The sequence below is a fragment of the Uniformispora flossi genome, assembly GCF_049534875.1.
GTDB classification, from domain to species: Bacteria; Actinomycetota; Actinomycetes; order Streptomycetales; family Streptomycetaceae; genus Yinghuangia; species Yinghuangia aomiensis.
Genome location: NZ_JBMULZ010000003.1, coordinates 495,698 through 511,444, shown reverse-complemented (window position 1 = coordinate 511,444; position 15,747 = coordinate 495,698). Strand labels below are relative to the sequence as shown.

17 protein-coding genes are annotated in these 15,747 nt (G+C 72.9%); 7 read left to right on the top strand and 10 right to left on the bottom strand.

What is annotated here, in order from left to right:
• Nucleotides 1–8: 8 nt before the first annotated feature.
• Nucleotides 9–977 carry an HpcH/HpaI aldolase/citrate lyase family protein gene (locus tag ACPA54_RS09515; protein WP_345675967.1) on the bottom strand — a complete coding sequence of 323 codons (969 nt, stop codon included), beginning with the start codon at nucleotides 975–977 and terminating at the stop codon, nucleotides 9–11.
• 147 nt (nucleotides 978–1,124) lie between these two features.
• Between ACPA54_RS09515 and ACPA54_RS09510 the strand changes: the two genes are divergently transcribed.
• Nucleotides 1,125–1,664, top strand: a complete 540-nt coding sequence (locus ACPA54_RS09510) for a hypothetical protein (RefSeq protein ID WP_423528232.1) — start codon at nucleotides 1,125–1,127, stop codon at nucleotides 1,662–1,664.
• A gap of 54 nt (nucleotides 1,665–1,718) precedes the next feature.
• Here ACPA54_RS09510 and ACPA54_RS09505 read toward each other — a convergent pair whose 3' ends face one another.
• Together ACPA54_RS09505 and ACPA54_RS09500 are read right to left on the bottom strand one after the other, a co-directional pair.
• Nucleotides 1,719–2,654 (bottom strand): hypothetical protein, encoded by a 936-nt coding sequence (locus ACPA54_RS09505; RefSeq protein WP_423528231.1) that lies wholly within the window; start codon nucleotides 2,652–2,654, stop codon nucleotides 1,719–1,721.
• Between the two features lie 43 nt (nucleotides 2,655–2,697).
• Nucleotides 2,698–3,513 (bottom strand): hypothetical protein, encoded by an 816-nt coding sequence (locus ACPA54_RS09500; protein WP_423528230.1) that lies wholly within the window; start codon nucleotides 3,511–3,513, stop codon nucleotides 2,698–2,700.
• A 309-nt stretch (nucleotides 3,514–3,822) separates the two neighbouring features.
• Here ACPA54_RS09500 and ACPA54_RS09495 point away from each other — a divergent pair, with 309 nt between their 5' ends.
• From ACPA54_RS09495 to ACPA54_RS09480, 4 genes are all read left to right on the top strand, one after another.
• Nucleotides 3,823–5,145 (top strand): magnesium transporter MgtE N-terminal domain-containing protein, encoded by a 1,323-nt coding sequence (locus ACPA54_RS09495; RefSeq protein WP_423528229.1) that lies wholly within the window; start codon nucleotides 3,823–3,825, stop codon nucleotides 5,143–5,145.
• Entirely contained in the window at nucleotides 5,135–5,785 is a 651-nt protein-coding gene (locus ACPA54_RS09490) for a DUF1003 domain-containing protein (RefSeq protein WP_423528228.1), read from the top strand. The genes ACPA54_RS09495 and ACPA54_RS09490 overlap by 11 nt, the downstream gene beginning before the upstream one ends.
• 10 nt (nucleotides 5,786–5,795) lie before the next feature.
• Nucleotides 5,796–6,965, top strand: a complete 1,170-nt coding sequence (locus ACPA54_RS09485) for an Mrp/NBP35 family ATP-binding protein (RefSeq protein WP_423528227.1) — start codon at nucleotides 5,796–5,798, stop codon at nucleotides 6,963–6,965.
• A 101-nt stretch (nucleotides 6,966–7,066) separates the two neighbouring features.
• Complete coding sequence (locus tag ACPA54_RS09480) at nucleotides 7,067–7,537, top strand: NUDIX domain-containing protein (protein WP_423528226.1); 471 nt, start codon at nucleotides 7,067–7,069, stop codon at nucleotides 7,535–7,537.
• 11 nt (nucleotides 7,538–7,548) lie between these two features.
• Here the strand turns inward: ACPA54_RS09480 and ACPA54_RS09475 are convergent, their stop codons facing one another.
• The 6 genes from ACPA54_RS09475 to sigE all read right to left on the bottom strand — a co-directional run bounded on the left by ACPA54_RS09475 (nucleotide 7,549) and on the right by sigE (nucleotide 13,155).
• Nucleotides 7,549–8,040 (bottom strand): NUDIX domain-containing protein, encoded by a 492-nt coding sequence (locus ACPA54_RS09475; protein WP_423528225.1) that lies wholly within the window; start codon nucleotides 8,038–8,040, stop codon nucleotides 7,549–7,551.
• A 135-nt stretch (nucleotides 8,041–8,175) separates the two neighbouring features.
• Nucleotides 8,176–8,901 carry a hypothetical protein gene (locus ACPA54_RS09470; protein WP_423528224.1) on the bottom strand — a complete coding sequence of 242 codons (726 nt, stop codon included), beginning with the start codon at nucleotides 8,899–8,901 and terminating at the stop codon, nucleotides 8,176–8,178.
• 231 nt (nucleotides 8,902–9,132) lie between these two features.
• On the bottom strand, nucleotides 9,133–9,555 hold the full coding sequence (locus ACPA54_RS09465; protein WP_423528223.1) for a sec-independent translocase: 423 nt from the start codon (nucleotides 9,553–9,555) through the stop codon (nucleotides 9,133–9,135).
• 219 nt (nucleotides 9,556–9,774) lie between these two features.
• On the bottom strand, nucleotides 9,775–11,139 hold the full coding sequence (locus ACPA54_RS09460; protein WP_423528222.1) for a S1C family serine protease: 1,365 nt from the start codon (nucleotides 11,137–11,139) through the stop codon (nucleotides 9,775–9,777).
• 531 nt (nucleotides 11,140–11,670) lie between these two features.
• Nucleotides 11,671–12,339, bottom strand: coding sequence for an anti-sigma factor family protein (locus tag ACPA54_RS09455; RefSeq protein WP_423528221.1), 669 nt, complete (start codon nucleotides 12,337–12,339; stop codon nucleotides 11,671–11,673).
• A gap of 66 nt (nucleotides 12,340–12,405) precedes the next feature.
• On the bottom strand, nucleotides 12,406–13,155 hold the full coding sequence (gene sigE / locus ACPA54_RS09450) for an RNA polymerase sigma factor SigE (protein WP_423528220.1): 750 nt from the start codon (nucleotides 13,153–13,155) through the stop codon (nucleotides 12,406–12,408).
• 371 nt (nucleotides 13,156–13,526) lie between these two features.
• Here sigE and ACPA54_RS09445 point away from each other — a divergent pair, with 371 nt between their 5' ends.
• Nucleotides 13,527–14,162, top strand: a complete 636-nt coding sequence (locus ACPA54_RS09445; RefSeq protein WP_345676045.1) for an O-methyltransferase — start codon at nucleotides 13,527–13,529, stop codon at nucleotides 14,160–14,162.
• Between the two features lie 234 nt (nucleotides 14,163–14,396).
• Here ACPA54_RS09445 and ACPA54_RS09440 read toward each other — a convergent pair whose 3' ends face one another.
• Nucleotides 14,397–14,573, bottom strand: a complete 177-nt coding sequence (locus tag ACPA54_RS09440; protein WP_235057699.1) for a DUF3117 domain-containing protein — start codon at nucleotides 14,571–14,573, stop codon at nucleotides 14,397–14,399.
• A 315-nt stretch (nucleotides 14,574–14,888) separates the two neighbouring features.
• Between ACPA54_RS09440 and ACPA54_RS09435 the strand changes: the two genes are divergently transcribed.
• A complete protein-coding gene (locus tag ACPA54_RS09435) occupies nucleotides 14,889–15,713 on the top strand; it encodes an enoyl-CoA hydratase-related protein (protein WP_345675953.1) in 825 nt (274 codons plus the stop codon).
• Nucleotides 15,714–15,747: the final 34 nt, after the last annotated feature.

The window sequence follows — 15,747 nt, the reverse complement described above, 5'->3', positions numbered from 1 at the left end:
GGTCGTGCTCAGCTCTGCGGCGGCTCGAACTTGCTCGTCCGGTTCATGCCCGCGGCGCGGCCCTTCGCGGAGATGACCAGCGCCATCTTGCGGGACGCCTCGTCGATCATCTCGTCGCCGAGCATCGCGGCGCCCTTCTTGCCGCCGGCCTCGGACGTGCACCAGTCGTACGCGTCGAGGATCATCTCGGCGTGGTCGTAGTCGGCCTGGGACGGCGCGTAGACCTCGTTCGCGGCGTCGATCTGGCCGGGGTGCAGCACCCACTTGCCGTCGAAGCCCAGCGCGGCGGAGCGGCCGGCCACCCGGCGGAAGCCGTCGGTGTCCTTGATCTGCAGGTACGGGCCGTCGATCGCCTGCAGGTCGTGCATGCGCGCGGCCATCAGGATCCGCATAAGGATGTAGTGGTACGCGTCGCCCGTGTCGTAGCCGGGCGGCTGCTCGCCGACGACCAGCGACTTCATGTTGATCGACGCCATGAAGTCGGCCGGGCCGAAGATGATCGTCTCGATGCGCGGCGACGCGGCCGCGATCTCGTCGACGTTGACCAGCCCGCGCGCGTTCTCGATCTGCGCCTCGATGCCGATCTTGCCGACCTCCAGGCCGACCGTCTTCTCGATCTGGGTGAGCAGCAGGTCGAGCGCCTTGACCTGGGCGGCGTCCTGCACCTTGGGCAGCATGATGCAGTCGAGGTTCGCGCCGGCGCCCTCGACCACCGTGGTGACGTCGCGGTACGTCCAGTGCGTGGTCCAGTCGTTGACCCGCACGACGCGGATGCGGTCGCCCCAGTCGCCGTTGTTCAGCGCGTCGACGATGGTGTGGCGGGCGCCCTCCTTGGCGAGCGGCGCGCAGGCGTCCTCCAGGTCGAGGAACACCTGGTCGACGGGAAGGCCCTGGGCCTTCTCGATGAAGCGCGGGTTGCTGCCCGGAACTGCCATACAGGAGCGGCGGGAACGCAGGCTACGCGATGTGGCGGCCATATGAGGTCCTCCCATTGCATGCGGATCGTGCGGTCAGGTTACTGGCAGGTCACCAGGTCGGCCATGGGGGGTATGCACCGTTCCGGCAGGCGAGACGCGGACCGCGCGCGGCGTCCCCGGGCGGCCCCGGCGTGGGACGCTGGCGCCATGACCGACCCCGGTACCGCCGACGCCTGGTTCGACGCCGCGCTCGTCGAGGAGGCCGCAAAGAAGTCCGCGCTGGTGTGGATCGCCGTCCCGGGCCACGCGGCACGCCCGGTGTGGCACGTGTGGCACGACGGCGCCGTGCTGGTCCTCCAGCAGCGCACCGGCGGCGGCGTCGAGCAGCACCTGCCGGGGCTCGCCGAGGCCGCCGCGGTCGAGGTGACGGTCCGGAGCAAGGACAAGGGCGGGCGGCTGGTCGCCTGGGCGGCCGACGTCGCGGTCCTGACGCCCGGAGCGGCCGCGTGGGACGCCGCCGCGGCCGCGCTGCACGGCGAGCGCCTCAACGCGCACGACGGCGACGCCCAGCCGGACCGGTGGGCGCGGGACTGCGTGATCGTCCGGATCGGCCCGGCCCGCGCGATCGCACACGGCGCGGGGCTGCCCGCCGGATCCCAAGCCGCTGCGCCGGTGCCCAGCCCGGCGAAGACCCGCGGCGCCGCACCGCGCAACTACTCGTTCGGGAAGCGGCTGCGGGGGCGCTGAGCGGCTCCCGGGGCCGGAGGCGGGCCTCCCCGGGGAAGCGGGCGGCGCCCGGGGCTACCGTCCGGTGCTCTTGGTGCCCGTCGCCGTGCCGCCGCGGGTCGTGCTGCTGCTTCCGCCGCCCGGTGCCGTTCCGGTGGCCGTGCCGACCGGCGTCTTGCCGCTGCCGGACGTCGAGTTCGACCCGCTCGTCGGCTTCTTCGTCGAACCGCCCCGGGTCGGCGCGGGCGACAGGTCCTTGTCGACGACCTGGTCCGGGTCCGGCGCGTTCACGACGGTGCGCTCGTTGTAGCCGAGGAAGTCGACCGAACCGCGGGCCTTGGCGTCCGCGGCGGATTCGAACCGCACGAAGTAGGGCGCGCCTTCGGTGGCGACCCAGATCGTGCCGCCGCCCGCGCCCTTGTCCACCAGCGGGATCGCGCGGCGGCCGTTGACGTCGCGCGCCTCGCCCTTCTCCAGCGCGCCCGGCTTCCCGAGCAGCTTCGCGACCAGACGTTCGATGTACGTGTTGTCGACCAGGCCCGCGAACCGCTTGTCGTTGGCCGGGACCTGGACGTACTTGCCGTTGTTCGCCACGTCGGCCTGGGTGCTGCCGACGTCCGACCAGAACCGCGAGTCGCCCTGGAACCACACCTGGTTCTGCACCCGGGTGACCCGCGCGGTCATGCTGTCCTGCTTGATGGTGCCGTCGCTGCCCGTGCTGGTGAAGTTCATGTCGACCGCGAACGCGTTCTTGCCGCCGTCCCCGACCGTGCCCTTGACGTGCACGAACGCGGCCGCGGCGGTGGCCGCTTGGGCGCGCTGCAGGATCGCCGCCGGGTCGAGGCCGGCCACCTGGTTGCCGAGCGGTAGGCCGACCGACGGCTCGTCGCTCGGGTCGGTGAAGGACCGGTGCGCGGGCTTGCCGACGCTGCAGCCGGCCGCCGCGAGAACCGTGACGGCGACCGCCGCCGCCGCGAAACCCGTCCGCCGTCGGGCGCGTACCTGATCCACCGACAGAATCCTTATCTCAGAAGACGTGTGCAGACTAGCGCGCTCAGCTCGGGTTCTTGGTCGACGTCCCCGACGGCTTCGGGGAGCCGCTCGGCGACGAAGGCCCGTCGCCGTCCGCGTCCGTGCCGGGCTTGCCGGTGGGCGACGCGCCGGTGAGCGAACCGTAGTCGACGACCTTGTCCCCCGGCGGCGGACCGACCGGGAAGTCCTGGTTGTACTCGTACAGGTCGAGCCTGCCCGCGTTCGGCCCCGGGCTGTACTGCATCGGGAACGGCGCGGAATCGCCGAGCGCGATGTCCAGCTCGCCGCCGCGGCCCTTGTCGCCGCTGAGGATCAGCGTCTCGACGCCGCGCACGTGCTTCCGGCCGTCCTTCTTGACCTTGCCGCCGAGCCGGAACAGGTCGTCGAGCAGCGGATGCAGCTGGGTGAACCCGGACAGCCGGGCGAACGCCGGATCGTCCGGCGGGACCTTCACGAACTTGTCGCGCAGCATCTGCGCGGATTCGTCCGCGCCGGGGTCCTGGCGGCCGTCCCGCGGGGCGTAGAGGGACTCGTCGCCGCGCACGAACAGGTCGGCGCCGACCCGCAGCAGCTCGATCTTGGTGCCCGCGGTGGTGACTTCGCCGGTCGCGCCGTCGGTCTTGATGCGCATGTCGATCTGGTACTCGACGTTCTTGGTGACCCACGTGCCGGTCATGTGCACCGCGGTCGCGGTCTTGGCGGCCGTCCGGGCCTGGTCGAGGAGCGTGTCGACCGGGTCGGCGGCGCGGCCGGTCGGATCGTCGCCGGACGAGCAGGCCGCGGAGAACACGGCCACGATCGTCAGCAGTACGGCGGTAGCACGAAGGCGGAGGCGCACCGGATTCCCTGGGGCGGGTGTCGGTCGGGTCACCCGGCAGCGTACAAACTCCGGGCCGGTCGCGGGCCCCCGGCCCCGCGCATCCGGGCTTGCGCAGGGCCCGAGGCCGCCCCGAAGCGCAGGGACGTTCCGCCGCCGCCCGAAGATCGCGCGGCCCCGCCGGGCGCTACTGTGGCGTCGGGGCGGACCGCGGTGGGGAGTGCGCGGCCGCACGGAGGGGTATCCGGGGATGTCGGCGCCGTCCGGCGCGCGGCGGGGCCGCTCCCCTCCGGGCCCGGACGCAGCGGAGACCACGTCGAAGGGAGCGGCATGAGTGCGACGCCGAGCCGGGTGTTCATCTCGCACCTGTCCGCCGCCGCGGTCTTCGACCCGGTCGGCGACCAGGTGGGACGGCTCCGCGACGTGGTCGTGGCGCTGCGCACCGCCGCCCAGCCCCCGCGCGTCCTCGGGCTGGTCGTCGAGGTCACCACCCGCCGCCGCATCTTCGTGCCGATGACCCGGGTGACCAGCGTGGAGACCGGCGAGGTCATCACCACCGGCCTGGTCAACATGCGGCGCTTCGAGCAGCGGCCGACCGAGACCCTCGTCCTGGGCGACATGCTCGACCGGCGGGTGACGCTGGTCGAGACCGGCGAGCAGGTGACCGTCCTCGACGTCGCGATGAGCACCGGCCGCGGACGCGACTGGTACGTGAGCAAGCTGTTCGTGCAGAAGGGCGGCAGCGGTTCCGCGCTGCGCCGCCGCCGCGGCGAGACGCTGACCGTCGACTGGAACGCCGTCACCGGCTTCGAACGCCCCGAGGAGCAGCAGGGCGCCGCGAACCTCCTGGCCACCTTCGAGCAGCTGCGCCCCGCGGACCTGGCGAACGTGCTGCACAACCTGTCCGCGAAGCGCCGTGTCGAGGTGGCCGCGGCGCTGGACGACGACCGTCTCGCCGACGTCCTCGAGGAGCTTCCCGAGGACGACCAGGTCGAGATCCTCGGCCAACTGCGCGAGGAGCGCGCCGCGGACGTCCTGGAGGCGATGGACCCGGACGACGCCGCGGACCTGATCTCCGAGCTGCCGGAGGAGACCGCCGAGCGGCTGCTGGACCTGATGGAGCCCGACGAAGCGGAGGACGTGCGGCGCCTGCTCACGTACTCCGACGACACCGCGGGCGGCATGATGACCACCGAGCCGATCGTGCTGGAGCCGGACGCGACGATCGCCGAGGCCCTCGCGCTGGTCCGCAACCCGGACCTGTCGCCCGCGCTGGCCAGCCAGGTGTACGTGTGCCGGCCGCCGACCGAGACGCCGACCGGGAAGTACCTGGGCACCGTGCACTTCCAGCGGCTGCTCCGCGATCCCCCGTTCACGCTGGTCGGCGCGGTCGTGGACACCGACCTGCAGCCGCTGCGCCCGGACACGGCGCTGGCCGACGTGACGAGCTTCCTGGCCGCGTACAACATGGTCGCCGCGCCCGTCGTGGACGAGGACGACCACCTGCTCGGCGCGGTCACCGTCGACGACGTGCTCGACCACCTGCTGCCGGAGGACTGGCGCGAGGGCGCCGTGGACGGCGAGCCGGCCGGAGTGGGCGCGGCGGGTGCGGTCCTCGCGATTCCGCCGAGGGGGCGACGCCGTGCCCCGTGACCCGCAGAGCACCGCGACCGACGACCGGCGGCGCCGGCCCCGGCTGGACCAGCCGAGCCTGCCGCGGCGGCGGCTGAGCCCGTTCCCGGAGTACGACCCGGAGTCGTTCGGCCGGATGTCGGAACGCATCGCACGGTTCCTCGGGACGGGGCGGTTCCTCGTCTACATGACGGCCACGGTCGTGGCGTGGATCGGCTGGAACGTGGTCGTCCCGGCGTCGCTGCGCTTCGACGAGTACCCGTTCATCTTCCTGACCCTGGCGCTGTCGCTGCAGGCGTCGTACGCGGCGCCGCTGATCCTGCTCGCGCAGAACCGGCAGGACGACCGGGACCGCGTCAACCTCGAACAGGACCGGGCCCGCAACGAACGCAACATCGCGGACACCGAGTACCTGACCCGCGAGGTGGCGTCGCTGCGCATCGCGCTGGGCGAGGTGGCGACCCGCGACTTCCTGCGCTCGGAGCTGCAGGCGCTGGTCAAGGAGCTGGACGAGCGGCGGGAGACGGACTCGGTGCTGTCCGGGGGCGAGCCGGGGTCCGGCTCGGGCCCGGGTTCCGGCGGCGGCTCCGGCACCGGCTCGGGCGGCGGTCCGGACGACGGCGGGCAACCTCCACGCCGGGGTACTTCCGCGGGCACGTAAGCTCATTCGTATGGCAACCCTGGAATCCGGCGGCACGGCCACCTCGGTCTCGGAAGACGACGTCCGGGACGCCCTGGCGACCGTCAACGACCCCGAGATCGGCAAGCCCATCACCGAGCTCGGCATGGTCAAATCCGTCGGCATCGCCGCCGACGGGCGCGTCGACGTCGCGGTGTACCTCACCGTGGCCGGCTGCCCCATGCGCGACACCATCACCACGCGGGTCCGCGACGCGGTCGCGGCGGTCGCGGGTGTGACGTCCGTCGCGGTCGAGCTGGACGTCATGAGCGACGCGCAGCGCAAGGAACTCGCGACGCACCTGCGCGGCGGCCAGGCCGAGCGCGAGGTGCCGTTCGCCCAGCCGGGGTCGCTGACCCGGGTCTACGCGGTGGCGTCCGGCAAGGGCGGCGTCGGCAAGTCCTCGGTCACCGTCAACCTGGCCGCGGCGATGGCCGCGCAGGGCCTGAAGGTCGGCGTCGTGGACGCGGACATCTACGGCCACTCGGTGCCGCGCATGCTCGGCGTGGACGGCCGTCCGACCCAGGTCGAGAACATGATCATGCCGCCCGCCGCACAGGGCGTGAAGGTCATCTCGATCGGCATGTTCACCCCGGGCAACACCCCGGTGGTGTGGCGCGGGCCGATGCTGCACCGGGCGCTCCAGCAGTTCCTGGCGGACGTGTTCTGGGGCGACCTCGACGTCCTGCTCATGGACCTGCCGCCGGGCACCGGCGACATCGCCATCTCGGTCGCCCAGCTGGTTCCGAACGCCGAGATCCTCGTGGTCACCACCCCGCAGCAGGCCGCCGCCGAGGTCGCCGAACGCGCGGGCACGATCGCCGTGGAGACCCGCCAGACCGTCGCGGGCGTCATCGAGAACATGTCCGGGCTGCCGTGCCCGCACTGCGACGACCACATCCTCGACGTCTTCGGCAGCGGCGGCGGACAGCGCGTGGCGGACGGCCTCTCCCAGGCCACCGGCACCAAGGTTCCGCTGCTCGGCCAGATCCCCATCGACACCCGCCTCCGCGAAGGCGGCGACACCGGCACCCCGGTCGTCCTGGACGCCCCGGACTCCCCTGCCGCCGCGGCCCTCAACGCGATCGCCACGAAGCTCGGCAACCGCCAGCGCGGCCTCTCCGGCATGCAGCTGGGGCTGACCCCGCGGCGCAAGTTCTGACCCGGACTCCACGGGGCCGAGGACAGGACCCCACCGACTGCGCGCCGCGGACCACCGCGGCGCGCAGTTCCGTTTCCGGGCCACATACGTACCGTGGCCGTATGCCGCGCATCGACTACTACGACGATCCCGCCGCTCCCCAGCCCAATTCCCTTGTCGTGGCCGCCTCCACGGTGGTCGCCGACGATGCCGGGCGGGTGCTGCTCGTGCGGCGGGGGGACTCCGGGAACTGGGCTCTGCCGGGTGGGGGGATGGAGCTGGGGGAGTCGCTGGTCGGGTGCGCGGTGCGGGAAGTCCGGGAGGAGACCGGGCTCGACGTCGAAGTCACCGGGCTGGTGGGGATCTTCAGCGACCCGAAGCACGTGATCGCGTATGCCGACGGGGAGGTGCGCCAACAGTTCGCGGTGTGCTTCACGGCGCGCGCCGTGGGCGGGCGGCTCGCGGTGTCGGGCGAGTCGACGGACGTCGCGTTCGTGGACGCGGCGCAGCTCGACGCGTTGCCGATGCATCCGACGCAACGGCTGCGCATCGACCACTACGCGGCCGGTTCCGGAACGCCCTACCTGGGGTGAGCGCAGCGGCGTCAGCCGCGCGGCTCCAGCACGAACCCCGCCGCTCCCCTGCTCCGGGCCTCCGCGAGGGCCCGGATCCGGCGGAAGACGCGGGCACTGGCCATCGCCTCCCACTCCGCGAGGGTCGCCACCCGCCAGGTCCCGTGTTCGGAAGGGTCCAAGACGATGCCGTCGAGGGCGTCCGGGGTGAGGATGCCGCCGTCGAAGACGAACCCCACCTTGTCGCACGGCCACGCCGCGTCCGCCGCGCGGAAGTGGGTGAGCAGGAGCGCCGGTTCACCCGTGAAGACGATGCCGGTCTCCTCCCGGCACTCGCGGACCGCCGTCACGAACGGCGACGCGTCCTCGTGCTCGACGTTCCCGCCCGGCAGCTGCCACGACTCCGCCGAACGAACGGACTGCAGCCCCAAGGGGTTTCCGTCCTCGTCGGTGAAGTAGAGCGCGCCGTACATCGTGGCGTTCGGCAGGGTGCGGACGTATTCCTCCGGCGGCAGCCAAATCACCCGACCATGATGCCGCCTCGCCGCCGTCGCCGTCGGCCGCACGCCGACGGCCGCCACCGGTGTCCGGCGCGGGATCCCTCCGCGCCGAAGCAGCGGAAGCAGCAGAAGCAGCAGAAGCAGCCTCAAGCGACCATCTCAGCCCTCGTACGCCTTCAGGTCCGGCAGCAACGCCAACCCGAGCCCGTACGCGCTCACGCCTCGCCCGTACAGCCCGAGGTACACCCCGGCCGCCTGCCCCGCCAGCACCCAGCCGTACTCCGACTCGCGGTAGCGGAACCGGTTGGGGACGCCGTTGACCGGGATGGCGAGCCCGGTCCAGCCGTCGCCCTCGAGGTTGTCGGCGAGTTCCCACGCCAGGTGGGTCTGCTGGTCCATCCACTCCTGGCGCAGTTCGCGTTCCAGGTCCCACGGCCAGCTGTCGCCCAGCAGCGCGACGCCCGCGACCGAGGCCGCGCTCGCCATCGACGTGGCCTCGAGCATGCCCGCGCCGTCGCCGCTCCGGCGGCGGTCCCGCTGCGGGACGGTGACCACCGATACGAACTTGCGCGGCGTCGGGACGCCGGGTCGGCGGCTCGGCGCGTCACCGTGCCCGAGGGTGCCGTACTCCAGGCCCTCGCGCCCCGCGCACACCGAGGCGAGCCAGCGTCTGCCGTCCCAGCCGGCGTCGAGGCCGTACCAGGGGAAGTCCGCGGTGAGGTACTGCTCCAGCAGCGACGGCCCGCGCTCCGCGTCCGTGTCGTCCGCGGCGGACGCACCCGCAGCCGGTGCCGCGATCGCGGCACCTCCGCCGCCGGTCGGGTTCCGCACCGCCACGCCGTCGACCCCCGCGTGGCTCATCGTGTCCATGCCTTGCGTGTCCATACCTGCCATCTCCATGGAGCGCCGTGGCCGCTGGGGACCCACCGCCGCAGGTGACACTCGGCACAGGTCCCGCTCTGGCACGGTACGGCCTCAGCCCCCGTGCAGGCGCGGCAATCGCCTACGACCCGCCGTTCGGGCGGGTCGCATGCGCATTATCGGGGGAATACCGGTGGCTCCGTCGCCCAGGTGGCCGATGCGGTCGACCCAGGGCATCGGGCACGGGGCCGCGGCTCAGGTGGCGTCGAGGTCGAATGGCGGGCGCTCGCCCGGCTGGACCCGCGCGGTGTTCTTCTCCATCGAGATGGCGCTGGGCTTCGCCGCGGTGCCCGTGCCGACGTCGGTGTTGGGGTCGAACCGCAGGTCCTTCGACAGGTCGGTGCCCATCTGGCCGAGTTCCTTCAGGCCGAACGCGTCGTCGTCGCCCATCAGGTTCTTGCGCACGAAGGTCTTCGGGTTGAGGTCCTCGAACTTGATGTTCTGGAACTCCGGACCCAGTTCCTTCTGCAGGTCCTCGCGTGCGCTGTTGGAGAACTCGCGGAACTTGCGGATCGTCCGGGCCGCCTCGGCCACCATCTTGGGCAGCTTGTCCGGGCCGAAAATGACGACCGCCAGCACGACGAGCGCGACCATCTCCAATGGACCGACGTCGAACACCTGGACTCCACGCTGCGCGGCAAGGGCCCCCGGTCGGCCGACCGGACCCCAACCACAGTAACTGCCGATCCCGGCGACCGGCACCGTCCCCCTCGATCAAACCACCCAAAGGTCGACCGAAATGCCTGTTTCACCCGAAGATGTGACCCCGCCGTCATGCCGACGTCATACCCCGGTCATGCCGCGGGGGCCGAGGGCGGCCCGCCGCGGTCCGGCGACTCAGCTGCCGCCCTCGCCCTCCAGCTTCACCGGCAGCTGCAGCTCCTTGCCCTCGCGCTGCACGGTCAGCGTCACCGTGTCGCCCGGCGCCTTGGTGCGCACCGCGACGATCAGCTCCTCGGCGCCGGCGACCTTCTTCCCGTCGATCGCGATCACCACGTCGCCGGGCTTGATGCCCGCCTTGTCCGCGGGCCCGCCCGAGCGCACCGGGGCGCCCTTCGAGGACTTGTCGACGACCCGCGCGCCCGGACCGTCGTAGCCGGTGTCCAGGGACACCCCCATCACCGGGTGCACGGCCTTGCCGTTGTCGATCAGCTGCTGCGCGACCCGCTTCGCCTGGTTGATCGGGATCGCGAACGCCAGGCCGATGCTGCCCGCGCCCGACTCGCCGCCGAACGGGTCCGCGCTGTCCGCCGACCGGATCGCCGAGTTCACCCCGATCACCCGGCCCGACGCGTCGATCAGCGGCCCGCCGGAGTTGCCCGGGTTGATCGGCGCATCGGTCTGCAGCGCGCTGATGTACGAGACGTCGTCCCCCGAACCCCCCGCACTCACCGCCCGGTCCTTCGCGCTGATGATCCCCGACGTGACGGTGCCTTCGAGGTTGTACGGCGCACCGATCGCGATCACCGGGTCGCCCACCTGCGCGGTGTCCGAGTTGCCCAGCGGCAGCGGCGCGAGGCCCTGCACGCCCGTCACCCGGATCACCGCGAGGTCGTACCCGGTGTCCCGGCCGACGACCTTCGCCTCGACCTGCTCGCCGCCGTTGAACACCACGCGGATCGTGCCGCCGTCGGCCGCGTCCGCCACCACGTGGTTGTTCGTGAGGATGTCGCCGCCCTTGTCCAGCACGAAGCCGGTGCCGGTGGCCTGCTTGCCGCCCTTCGACGCGTGGATGTAGACGACGCCCGGGAGCGTGCCCGCGGCCAGCCCCGCCACCGAGTCGCGCGCCCGCGGCGGCCCCGACGCGGCGGGCTGGTGGAGCGTCACCGACCGCTCGTCGCGGTCCGCCCACCACGCGCCCAGACCGCCGCCCGCGGCCCCGGCCGCCAGCGCGACGAGGCCGAGGCCGGCGGCGATCCGCCAGGTCAGCCGGAAGGGTGCACGCGGCGGCTCGGCGACGGTCGCGGGGGCGCCGTACATCGTGTGGCCATAGGGGTGGTGGCCGTACGGCGGCGGCGCCGCGCCGGCCGGGTTCGCCGGATTCACCGGCGGGGGCGGCGGGCCCGGCTGCGCGTACGGCGGCCCGGCGTTCGGCGGCACCGTCGGCTGCCCGGCCGGGTGCGGAAAGCCCCACGCACCGTCCGGCGCGTCCTCGCCGCGGTCCTCGGGACCGCCTGCCGTGCCGCCGACCTCGTCGCTCATCCTGCGCCTTCCGTCACCGCCGAGGACGCACCCGCCTCGGACCAGCCGGCCGGGCCGACCGCGCCGGCCCCGTCCACCACGCCACACACCGAGCACAAGTGTCCCCGGCCCGCGGGCAATACGCAGATCGGGGTCGCCGCGCGAAGCGGCGATGTTCCGTGGATCGCCCCAGCCGCACCGCAGGCGATCCGCACCACCGGATTTCGCCCGAAGCCGCACGCTACGGCCCCGCGCCCGCTCCCCGCCCGGAATTCCGCAGCCCGCGGCCGCAACCGAGCCGCCGGCCGAGGGCGACCGAACGCGTCGGCCGAATGCCGCAGCCGGACACGTCCGGTCGGATGACGTGCGGGAGCCCGACAGCCCACGCGTGCGGAGACGCTCTGCCGCACAGGCCGACACACCCCGGAGACCGCGCCGCGCCCATCGGGACCCGCGCGCCGCAAACGTCCGCACACGTCAGTCGCGGGCACCGGCCCGGCCGGTACCCGCTTCGTCTTTTCCGCTTGGTGCTACTCGCTCCGGGAGCGCGGCTCAGTGCCGCGCGTGCTCCGACTCCGTCGCCGCCGCCATCGCCAGCGTGCGGCCCACCGGAGCGGCCAGTGTGGCCGGGAACGCGTCCGGCCTGGCGCCCGGGCTCGGCAGCCCCGCCACCGTGGCGGCCTGCTCGACGAGGTTGCGTTCGACCACCGGCCCCGCCGGGCGGCCGGACGAGCCGCTGCCGGGGCTACCCGGGATCACCGCACTGCCCAGCGCCATCGCCATCATCGAGAACGCCCCTGCCGCGGCGAACGTGAGCCGCCGCTTGCTGACCGGGGGCCTGACGCGTCTCGGCGCCGTCGTCGGCCGTCCGGCGCGCGGGCCCGAACTTCCGCCGCGCGGCCGTGCGAAACCCGGGGCCCGGTTCTGGAACTGCGAAGGGGGCGGGACGGCCCCCGCGACGCGAGGAGGGGCGGCCTCTTCTCCCCCGCCACCCGGGCCGCCGGCGGCATCGCCGGCACCCAGCGCGAGCAAACGGGCCATCAGGTCGCCGGAGGGCTCCGGGCGGGCACTGGTCGCGAGCAGCGCTTTGACGCGCCGCTGCTCCTCGGCCTCGGCCCGGCACTCGGCGCACTGCGCCAAGTGGGCCAGCACCTTCTCCCTGGCCTCGTGTCCAAGCTCGCCGTCGACGTATGCCGCGAGCTTGTCCTCGGGGTGGTTCACCGTTCTGCGCCTCCAGCCTCGGCCGGACACGCCACCCCGGCGTGCGAACCAACGTTCACGGTGCCCTCATCTCTGCACCGATACCCACCCCGGGGTCTCCTCGCGGTCCGCGGAAGTCCGGGGGGCACGGTGCCGCAGCGCCGCCCGGAGCTGGGACCTGCCGCGATGGATGCGGCTACGGACGGTCCCGAGTTTCACACCGAGCGTGGTGGCGATCTCCTCGTACGACAGGCCCTCGATGTCGCACAAGACGACCGCGGCACGGAACTCCGGGGCGAGCGCGTCGAGCGCCTGCTGGATGTCCGCATCGAAGTGCGTGTCGTCGTACAGCTGGGCGGGCGAGGACTCGCGCCCGGGGATCCGCTCGGCGGCGTCCTCGGCGAAGCCTTCGAACCGTATGCGCTGACGACGGCGCACCATGTCGAGGAACAGGTTCGTGGTGATCCGGTGCAGCCAACCCTCGAACGTGCCGGGCGTGTAGCTCGACAGCGAACGGAAGACCCGGACGAACACCTCTTGCGTGATGTCGTCCGCGTCGTGCGGGTTCCCGCTCAGGCGGTAGGCGAGGCGATAGACGCGCGCCGAGTGGGTGCGGACGATGTCCTCCCACGACGGCGGTGTCCACGCATCCGCACCGGGGCGGGCGATCGTGCCCTTCTCGGTGCCTGGCTGCGCGAAATCCCCCGTGCCTGCCGCGGTGGCGGCGGATGCGGGGGCGGTCGGGCGTTCGGTGATTGCGTTTGCGGCGTCGGCCACGGGATTCGGCATCGGCGCAGCGGCGCGAGAAACGGTCTGATCCTCGCGACTGCCGTCCATTGCCACACCTCCTCTTTCGAGTAGCGCAACCACCATAGACAACCTGCCTGTTAAGCCCGGATAAGTGCGCCCGGCGCTCCTTCTCCCATGCGAACCTGCGTTTTTCCTGTTCCACAAGGGCCAACGACCCGCCCCGCCCCCAGGTTCCCGGCCCCCTCGGCCGCCCGCGGGCGTCCCCGGCCCACCGGGTGTGACCCCCGGGGCCGGCGGGGATGCGGGTGGGGGTGTGGCTCGCCACGGTGGCGTGCGCCGGGCTCTACTACTCTTGCCGCATCCGGTCGTCCCGTCCCGCGACGGTCCGGTTCCGAGGATTTCCGACGATTGCTGACGATCAGTAGCGGCCCATCGGCGTCCCGACGTGAGGAGGAGCCATTTCCAGCAACCGCCAGGCGAGCTGGGACTTCGCGGAGGCGTACGGCGGCGAGGACGCGATCCTCGTGCAAGCCCGCCACCGCGCCCGCGAGGTGGGCGTGACGCCGATCAGCCCCGGCGGCGGCGCCGCACTGTCGTTCCTCGCCGCCGCGACGGACGCCCGCGCGGTCGCGGAGATCGGCACCGGGACCGGCGTATCCGGCGTCTACCTGCTGCGCGGCATGCGCCCGGACGGCGTCCTCACCACGGTCGACCTGGAGCCGGACCACCAGCGCATCGCCAAGGAGACCTACGCCGAAGCCGGATTCTCCGGCGGCCGCGCCCGCTTCATCCCGGGCCGCGCCCTCGACGTGCTGCCGCGGCTCGCCGACGGCGGCTACGACCTCGTCTTCGCCGACGGCTCCAAGGCCGAGTACGGCGACTACCTCGCGGAAGCCATCCGCCTGCTGCGCCCCGGCGGCGTCGTCTGCTTCGACAACGCGCTGTGGCACGACCGGGTCGCCGACCCCGCCCACCGCGACCCGGAGACCACCGCGGTCCGCGACGTGCTGCGCAGCGTCCGCGAGAACGACGCGTTCGTCCCGACGCTGCTCCCGGTCGGCGACGGCCTGCTCTGCGCGGTCAAGCGCACCTGACCCCGCATCCGGCCCCGCTCCTGATCCGCACCGGAGCCGCATCGGAACCCCCGAGGGCCGCCCGGCAGCCGTTTTCGGGCATGCGACGGCCCCGGGCGGTACGTTCTCACGGATGCGTCCCGGATCTTCCGATCGCGGGAAAACTCCCTGAACACATACCGGCCGGGGCCGCTGCTCATCGTGACGCCGCCGAGGGCGGCACGGGCCGAGCCGCCGCAGCGGCTCGATCCGAGGTCAGGCCTTCGCGCCCGTGGCGTTCGCCAGCGCCTCGCTGAGCGCACCCGCCTCGTCGGGGGTCAGCTCGACCACGAGCCGCCCTCCGCCCTCAAGCGGAACGCGCATGACGATGCCCCGCCCTTCCTTGGTCACCTCGAGCGGGCCGTCGCCCGTCCGCGGCTTCATGGCCGCCATGCTCGTTCCCCTTCCCGCACATATCGACACACCGGCTGCACAACCGGCAACCGGTCTTCGAGCGCATTGATCAGGAGCCATTATCCCGCATTCGGCGGCGGCATGAGCAACATCGGTCAGGGACTGCCGCCCGCGCGCCTCTCGCAGGCCGGTTCGAGCGGTCCATCCGCCGTCCCCGCACCGGGTGTTCCGACCTGTGCGGCACCCGCCGAGGCCCGGGGGCCGCGACGGCGCGGCGGAGGCCGTCCGGCATGCTGAACCCACCGGATGCGCCCGCGCACCCGCCCTGCCGCCCTCACGTACCAGGAGATCCGCGTGGCCGAGAAGTCCTCCGCGACCGAGACCCCCGAGACCGCCGACAACGTGCTCTACGCCGCCGCCGACGGGGTCGCGACGATCACGATCAACCGGGCCGGCGCGATGAACGCCCTCGACACCGACACGAAGGTGGCGCTGCGCGACGCCGTGCTGCGCGCCGCGGACGACCCGGACGTGCGCGCGGTCGTGCTCACCGGCACCGGCCGGGCGTTCTGCGTCGGCCAGGACCTCAAGCAGCACATCGAGCTGTTGGACGTCAGCCCCGAGGTCACCTTCGCGACCGTCAAGGAGCACTACAACCCGCTGGTCACCGCGCTGGCCACGATGCAGAAGCCGGTCGTCGCGGCGGTCAACGGGGTCGCGGCGGGCGCCGGCGCGGCCATCGCGTTCGCGTGCGACTTCCGCGTCGTCGCCGACACCGCGGGCTTCAACCTGGCCTTCGCGGGCGTCGCGCTGACCGCCGACTCGGGCGCGTCCTGGACGCTGCCGCGCTTGGTGGGCCATGCCCGCGCCACCGAGCTGCTCATGCTGCCGGAGACCATCCCGGCAGCCCGGGCGCTGGAGCTGGGCCTGGCCACCCGGGTCGTCCCGGCCGCCGACGTGGCCGCCGAGGCAGGTGCGCTGGCCGCCAAGCTGGCCGCGGGTCCGACGGTCGCGTACGGCGCGATCAAGGAAGCCCTGGCCTACGGCGCCGACCACTCGATCGTGGAGACCCTCGCCAAGGAGGACGAACTCCAGCTGAAGGCCGGCCGCTCCGCCGACCACCGGATCGCGGTCGACGCCTTCCTCGCGAAGGGCAAGCCGGAGTTCACCGGCAAGTGAGCCGCGGGCCGGTCCGGGACCTCCGCCCGGGCCG